Annotated in this window: 5 protein-coding genes; 2 read left to right on the top strand and 3 right to left on the bottom strand. The window is 65.7% G+C overall.

The genetic code is table 11. The annotated features are described in order from the left end of the window. Positions 1-566: 566 nt before the first annotated feature. The 3 genes from QZV81_RS05375 to QZV81_RS10530 form a co-directional block, all read right to left on the bottom strand. Entirely contained in the window at positions 567-2060 is a 1494-nt protein-coding gene (locus QZV81_RS05375; RefSeq protein ID WP_292833903.1) for a hypothetical protein, read from the bottom strand. Further along, on the bottom strand, positions 2057-2686 hold the full coding sequence (locus QZV81_RS05370) for an ABC transporter ATP-binding protein (RefSeq protein WP_292833900.1): 630 nt from the start codon (positions 2684-2686) through the stop codon (positions 2057-2059). Before QZV81_RS05370 ends, QZV81_RS05375 begins: the two co-directional genes overlap by 4 nt. A gap of 97 nt (positions 2687-2783) precedes the next feature. Further along, a complete protein-coding gene (locus QZV81_RS10530; RefSeq protein WP_363331597.1) occupies positions 2784-3464 on the bottom strand; it encodes an SOS response-associated peptidase family protein in 681 nt (226 codons plus the stop codon). Positions 3465-4538: 1074 nt separating this feature from the next. Here QZV81_RS10530 and QZV81_RS05365 point away from each other — a divergent pair. Further along, on the top strand, positions 4539-4973 hold the full coding sequence (locus QZV81_RS05365; RefSeq protein ID WP_292833897.1) for a hypothetical protein: 435 nt from the start codon (positions 4539-4541) through the stop codon (positions 4971-4973). Positions 4974-5219: 246 nt separating this feature from the next. Next, positions 5220-5828 (top strand): hypothetical protein, encoded by a 609-nt coding sequence (locus QZV81_RS05360; RefSeq protein ID WP_292833894.1) that lies wholly within the window; start codon positions 5220-5222, stop codon positions 5826-5828. Positions 5829-7097 lie beyond the last annotated feature (1269 nt).

Raw genomic sequence — 7097 nt, 5'->3', positions numbered from 1 at the left:
TCGTCCCCACGCCCGGACATCCCTTCACCCGGCCACGCAGAACAGAATAGACGATCTCGAATGCGTGTTCTATTCATGGTGTTCCATGACTGATGTTGCCATCGAGCATGACGTGACTCTGTGGATGCAAGATGACGTCGCGGTGCGGATGTTCCATGCCGGCCGGCGGTGGCAGGTCAGCGACACCCCACCCGACTGCGGGAGTCGATCTGATCTCGCATCGAGACCGTCGCCACCAACCGGATCGGGAAAGGCGCGTTCGCGTCCTCACGGGTCCTGTTCCCGGCTCATCTGTAGCCCGGTGACCAAACGCGTACGGAATCCGGTGATTCTGCTGTTGAAGACGCGACTTTGACAGTGCACCCGCGCGTCTTGAGGGCGGAGTTTGCAGAGAGATCGCTGTAGCAAGGGGGGTTAGATTTGACCCGGATGGCGACCGGTGACCTCACCCGCAAGCGGATCGTCGTCCTGACATGCTTGGCCTTTGCGTGGCAGGCGCAAGTCGGCGTTTGAATCGGGCTGAACTGTGCCTCGGCAGTCGGGTAAGACGGCCAGGCGATCTGAGATCAACCCCGGTGGCGCCAGCGCTTGATGCCAACGCCGACGAGCGTGACAGCGACGCCGACGAGCAGGATGGGTGACTTGAATGCGAGTGTCGCCGATGCGCCAGCCAACGCTACGAGCAGCATGCCGTCCAATGCCCATGTCAGTCGAACGGCGGCACCGAGGTCGCCCACCTGTGTCGGGATTGGGGTGAGGAGCGCGGGCGGGAGTGGACCTTTCACGGCGTTGCTTACGCGAGCGATCAGGGCGAGTAGCCCGAGCGCGAGCGAACTGATGATCGGCGCGGCCGCCGCGATCCCCGCCGCGACCGAGCAGCCGACGACGACCGCAAGCAGCACGACGACGGTGACGCTCAGCGGGAACAGCGCGTGACTGGCGAGTAGCTGTTCGTCGCTGACCCCGTAAATCGGGAAGTCTGCCGCGACGCTCGCGGCGTGCCGGATGCCGTCGGTGAGTGGGCCGAGGCCGGCGAACAAGATCACTCCCGCTGCGGCGCCCAGCGCCCAGCCCGGCAAGGCAGGTGCGAACGCGAGCGTGAGGAGTGCTCCGGCCGCGGCGACGGCGAGCACGCCGACGATGAGCCGGCCCGGTGTTCGGACTGCGCCGATCGCGTCACGGATCAGGAACACTGCTGCCCGTCGCCGGATCGGTCGGACGGCGCGGAGCCGGCGACCCCGGTGCGGTCGTCCCTGGTAGATCGTCGCGGCAGCGCCGAAGTCCATACGGGTTGCGTGGGTGGTCGCCGAGTCCCAGCGAGCGGCTTGAGCCGCCAGCTCGGCCGCGTCGAGCCGGTTCATCAGCACCGGCACCGCGACGACGAGCACGGCGGTCAGCGCAGTGAGCGCGCCGATGATGTGCGGGGAGCCGCCGCCGGCATATGCGAGTCCGACCCATCCCCACGGAGTGAACGACTGAATGGCCGGGATGGCGACGGTGGACGTCCCTAACGCGAGAATGCTGAGAGCAATCGGCACTGCAGCACGAGGGAACACCTGACCGGCAAGCCAAGCAACGGTGGCGACGACGCCGACGAGCGCACCGGTCGCTACGAATACACCAGCACCGAGCGGATCCAGCAGCCCGCTGCTTCGCAGGCCGACGCCAATGAACCCCGCGATCGTCGTGGTCAGCGCGGTCACGCACGCAACCGCACGCAGTACGGGGCCGCGGAACGTGTCAGACAGAGAAAGATCGCTGGTGGCGAAAGCGTGGGTCGGGAACGGTGGCAGTAGTGCTGGGCCGCGATCCCGCCCCAATAGCATCGCGCCGGCCCATAGCGCCGCGACGACGAGCGTCGTCACCCGCGGTGCGGCGGGTGAGGCAAGAACGGCGATTCCTTCAGCGCTGGTCACGCTCAACCACACGGCCCGCGCGACCGGGATCACGGTGACGAGGGCGACCATCAGTACCATGTAGACCAAATACGCGCGATCGCCGGTCGTGCGGACGTTGCGGGCACGCCAGATGGCAATCGCTGCAGTTGCGCGGCTGGTCATGCTGCGGCATCCAACCAGAGCGTGTCGTCGGCGAGACCGTCCGAGAGGACCGGGCTGTGCGTGGCGACGACGACGGTTGCCCCTTCGTCGCGCCGGGCGCGCAACACGTGGGTCACCGACTCGACATGCTCCGGGTCCAACCACTGCTCGGGCTCATCGAGGATCAGTACCTCGAACGGCCGCGCCATCACCAGTGCGATCCCGAACAGTTGCGTCTGCCCGGACGACAACTCGTGCGGGAACCGCAGCCCCAGCGCACTCAGTCCCAACTCCGCGATAACGCGATGCGCAAGCTCCACCGCCGCGCGGGGGTCATCCAGCCATGTGGTTGTGACCAGCAGGACATGGTCGAACACCGTGAGGTCGGGCGCCGTCGGCGGCAGCCCGATCATCGCGGCGACCATGCGGCGGAAGCCGCGGTCGCGTGAGGCCACGGCTCCGCCGCCGATTTTCACTATCCCGCTCGAAGGCTGCCGCGCACCGGCAAGCACGCGGAGCAATGTCGACTTTCCGGTGCCGTTCCTGCCGCGCACGACCAAGGCCGTCCCCCGCCGCGCCGTCACGGAGACGGGAGGGAGGAGTGTCACGTCACCCGCGGTGACCACGACCTCATTGACCTCGATCATGCAACCATCCTCCCAGATCATGGAAGTCTCACCCCGGCTGCGGAGCTGCAGGTGCAGCCTCAGTCGTCACGTCAATCAGGCGATTCAGCTCCAGACGTCAGATCAGAGGCCCCGGACGGGCGACTTGTCGGATGTCGCGAGTCAGGGCCGCTTCGCGATGGCCTCTGCTGTTACGTCGTGCAGTATGCGCTCGGACTCGGCAACCGCGGTCTCGACGACCTCGCGCGGTGGCGCTTCGCTCGTCCCAGTCGGTCAGGGACGTCGCGGGGATCAGCAACGGCACCCGGTCGTGCACCGCGGACAGAGCGCCTGTCGCGGGGCGCATGATGATCGAGTAGCACGTGAACGATGCGCCGTCTGCCGCGCGCCCCGGCTGGGTCACGGCGGCCATCGCAAACAATTCCAAGGCTCTGGTGTCGAACTGGAACCATTGCCGACTTGGTTTCTGCATCTCGAACCAAGCGGTCGCGGGGACGACCGCACGCGTGGGCAGTGAACCCGTCCGCTCGGCGAGTCGTTCGGAGCGGGTGTTGATAGAGGGGAACTTCGCTGGCGCCCCATTGATGAGGTATCCCCACCAGGCGAGCTCGAGGGTGCGGTGACCGTCGCGCTCCTGGACGATCGGGTTCAGGTTGCGCAGGTTCTTCCCGGTCGGAAGGAGCGTCTCATCGTTGTTCTGAGCGGCCCAGGACCGCAGCTCGTGGAGAGCTGTCGATCGTCGGCAAGGATCGCCTCTGTGTCTTTGAATCGCGGGTCGAGCCCGTGGCTGGGCGCACATGGCTCTAACCGTAGCTCTCGCCTGCGACACTTCTTGAAGTCTCGGCGTCGTGAAGTCGTCGCAACCTGAGCAGCTCACCGTGCGCGGCCTGCAGAGCGCGTTGCAGCTCCGGGAGCTCGGTTCGGTGCCGAGCGCGTTCCTCGTTGAGTTTTGCCGTGAGCTTGCGGACAGGCAACGGCACGTTCGTCCCGCTAAATGACCATGGCGAGACCAGCCTCGGCGCCGTCACTGGCGGCAACCGGTTCTTCGCGCTGCCCTACGTGAACGCGTGCGGGTGCTCGGGATACCGCATCGTGACCTGGTGCGAATCAGCCCCCGGAAGCAGCCACTTGCGCGACCCGCGCTCACGGACTCCGCCATGACCCGTCTCGGCGCCGAAGGCCACTCGACCTGGTTGCTGTACCCCTCGGCGCGTCCCGCGGCCGCCACGCTCGACTACATCTCGAAGGGCGTCGACACCGGCGTTGATCAGGCATACCAGTGCAGGGTGCGGTCCCCGTGGTGGCGCGTCCCACTGCTCAAGCCCGCAGATCTGCTGCTGACCTACATGAACGCAGACACCCCGCGGCTGACAACCAACTCCGCCGGAGCCCGACACCTGAACAGCGGGCACGGGGGTTTACCTGCACGACAGCGTCCGCGACCTCGCGAGCGACGTGCTGCCGATCGCGTCGCTGAACTCGGTAACCCTCCTCGGCGCGGAACTCGCCGGCGGGTCCTATGGCGGCGGCATTCTCAACATTGAACCCCGCGAGGCTGACCGCTGGTGGATGCCATCCGCTGCGCTTCTCTGGCAGCACCGTTCCCAGCTGACGCTCAAACCCTAAGGGGGGGACCCGACGGAAGGGCCGCCGAGCCCCCAGGACCGCGCAGGCATGCGAGCTATTCTGACGACACACCGGCTGGGCAGCCGTCCGATAGGCTCACGCGCATCACGATTCCTGGGGGAACACATTGACCGAGCCACTGCCACCGCATTCCGACGACAGCCCTCAAGTGCCAGCTGCAACGACCGCCCGACCTCGCCGCGCATGGATATGGATAACTGTCGGCGCTGTCGTCCTCGTAGCGCTTGTGCTCGCGATCGCGGTGCCTGTAACGATCAATGTCCAGCGGGCGCAAGCGGAAGCGGCGGAGAATGCTGCGGCGGAGAAGGCTGTGGCAAAGGCGGAAGCGAAAGCGGAGCAGGAGGAAAAGGATCGTCGCAACCGTTTCAACACCGCGCTCGCTGCCTGCGGCATGTACATCGGCAACACGACCGGAGTTGAGATCCTTGACGACGGCGAGGCCGTGGAGTTCAGCGGCGTGGCGGAGACCTTCGCCAGTGATGTGCAGACGTCGGACCTTTACTGCTTCCTTGGCAAGCTTCGGGCGCCGCAGTCGCTGGAGGCGAAGATCGGTCAAACGCGAGCGCTCGACGGCCGCCAGTCGGAGGATTGGGACGGCTTCACGATTGAGTGGACTTACCACCCCGATGATGGCGCGAACGTCATCATCGAGCAGGAGTGACGGTGGGGGCGGGAACTGGATTGGCTGGATGTGGCTGTGCAGCCACGATGCCCCAACTGCGGTGTGCTGATGCGCGACGTACCGCAGGGGTGGCCGTACCCGGCGTGGGGGCACATTGAGTCTGCTGAGACGGGCGATGTGACGTCCGACTTCGACGTGCCGAAGATTTACGGCGGCAGACGCATGACGCACCAACAATCGGCCCGAGCCGGTGGACACGTCCACGGCCTGGGCTAGCGTGTCGTCGTGAACACCTTGATCGCGGCGACGATCCAGCCCGTACTGATCGCCGTTGCCACTGTTGCGATCTTGGAGCTCCTTCGCCTGCTCACGCCGACCGCGAGGTGGAGTCGCCGCCTGAAGCATGACGGCGATGTCCTCGCTGCTTTGCCGGATGGTCCCGAGCGCGACCTTTGGGCCGAGAGCGTGACGGCGCAGGGCGAGCGCTTGAGGATTTATCGCGAGGACGTGCGCCCGCGCGATCAGGTACTTGCGTGGTATGCGTTCCTGACGCTTCTGGCCTTTGTCGTAATCCTCATCACTGACGCCGTGCGGGGCTGGCCTGTCTTCCAAGCGGCGGTGATGGAGTACGGCCTCCCTGGCATCCCTTTGGCATGTGGCCTCGCCCTTAATCTCGGCTTCGCTCTGTTCATCACGGTTCGGATGATCCGCGGCGACTCGACGGCCCTTCGTCCTGGCGCGGGGGGTTACTACCCGAAATACGACGCGCTCAAGCAAGCCCAGCGGGAGCGCACAAGGAAGCGTGCTGAGGTCGAAAGGCGTCTCAACTCCGTGGAGGCAGCCGAGGAACAAGCGCGCAAAATGGCTAAACGCGCAGCTCGGGCCAGGAGGTAGCGAGCACAGCTTTGGTGTGTGCCAGTCGCGCGCCATCCTTCGGCGGACGAGATCCGATGCCGGGCTCACCGCATCTGGATTGGCGCTTTGGCTGTGTCGGTGGGTGAGCTCTAACCTGGGGGTCATCGCCGGGGAAAGGAACTCCTGCCCGGTGACGAAGAATCGGCGCTACGAAGCGAAGTCAGCGAAGTTGCATCCGCTGCAGGACGCAAGCGGAGCACTGATAACGGAGATGTCGCCAGCCACCGTTCCAAATGCCCGAGTTGCTTGACACCACTGCGGCCGTTCCCGTTTGAATGCATGGTTATCGCACTAAACGGGAGGATCATGAGCCATCGGGTCCCGTTTGGTCGTCCAGTCTGCACCTGGTGGACGATGTGGCGTTTCTGCACGAGGACGCCGCGGTCTTCGATGCGATGCTGCAGGGTTGGTCCGCGCAGCAGATCAGCGGCCGTGCGAAAGGGGGTGTCTGTGACAGCTTGAGTAGAGACCAGGGTGACGGTCTGATCCGGACCCACCTGGACGGTTGACCCGCGGCGATGTGGGCCCGGCTGGTGTCCCGCGCCCCGGCGCGCCGACCACCGGTGACGTGACGACGACACCCGTGTCGTCGGCGACGGTGGGGCGGGCGTCGAGGCTGGCGCGGAGCGCGGTGATGCGGTGCTTCACGGCGGTGTAGCTGATCTGCCGGTGCGGGTCCTCATCGATCAGCCCGCGGCAGGCCTGCTCGAGCAGGACCCGGCCTGCGCGTTGGCCGAGCTCGAGGATGTTCATGCATCGGAAATGCACGCGGGTCTTCTGGGCCAGCGGGAGCTCCGCAGAGAAGGCGTCGGAGAGCCAGGACTTGCCTCGTCCGGTATCGCCAGAATGTAGAGGCTTCGCGGCGACGTTCGCCGCAGGGAACTGCGATCGAGATCTGCGCCGAGAGTTGCCATCCGCTCGAGTAACGCCCGCTGACCGGCATCGAGAGCGAAGCCATCGCGGGCTGCCGCTTTCTCGACGCCAACGACGAGCCTGTCCTTTCGATCGCACTCTCTGAGAGTGCCACACGACCATATGTCGTCGACTACTGACAGTTTCTGTGGCGACGTCGCCAGGTCGAGCGTGAAACTGTCCCGCTGAATCCTGCGGGACACCGGCCGCCAGCAGTGACAAAGTGCGTGGCGTCGGACAGCTGTGAGGGTATGGAGCATGTATGCGGGGCGAGAGTACGCTGACTCTCGCCCCGCCCCTGTTGGTTCAGGTCAGCGGACGACTCCGGTGCCGGCG

It is taken from the genome of Microbacterium sp. (genome assembly GCF_011620665.1).
Lineage (GTDB): Bacteria > Actinomycetota > Actinomycetes > Actinomycetales > Microbacteriaceae > Microbacterium.
This window is presented reverse-complemented; position numbering and strand designations above follow the sequence as displayed.

Excerpts from the sequence above, each read along its gene's own strand:
- QZV81_RS05375 (WP_292833903.1), bottom strand. The coding sequence starts at position 2,060 with ATGACCAGCCGCGCAACTGCAGCGATTGCCATCTGGCGTGCCCGCAAC.
- QZV81_RS10530 (WP_363331597.1), bottom strand. The coding sequence starts at position 3,464 with ATGTGCGCCCAGCCACGGGCTCGACCCGCGATTCAAAGACACAGAGGC.
- QZV81_RS05370 (WP_292833900.1), bottom strand. The coding sequence starts at position 2,686 with ATGATCGAGGTCAATGAGGTCGTGGTCACCGCGGGTGACGTGACACTC.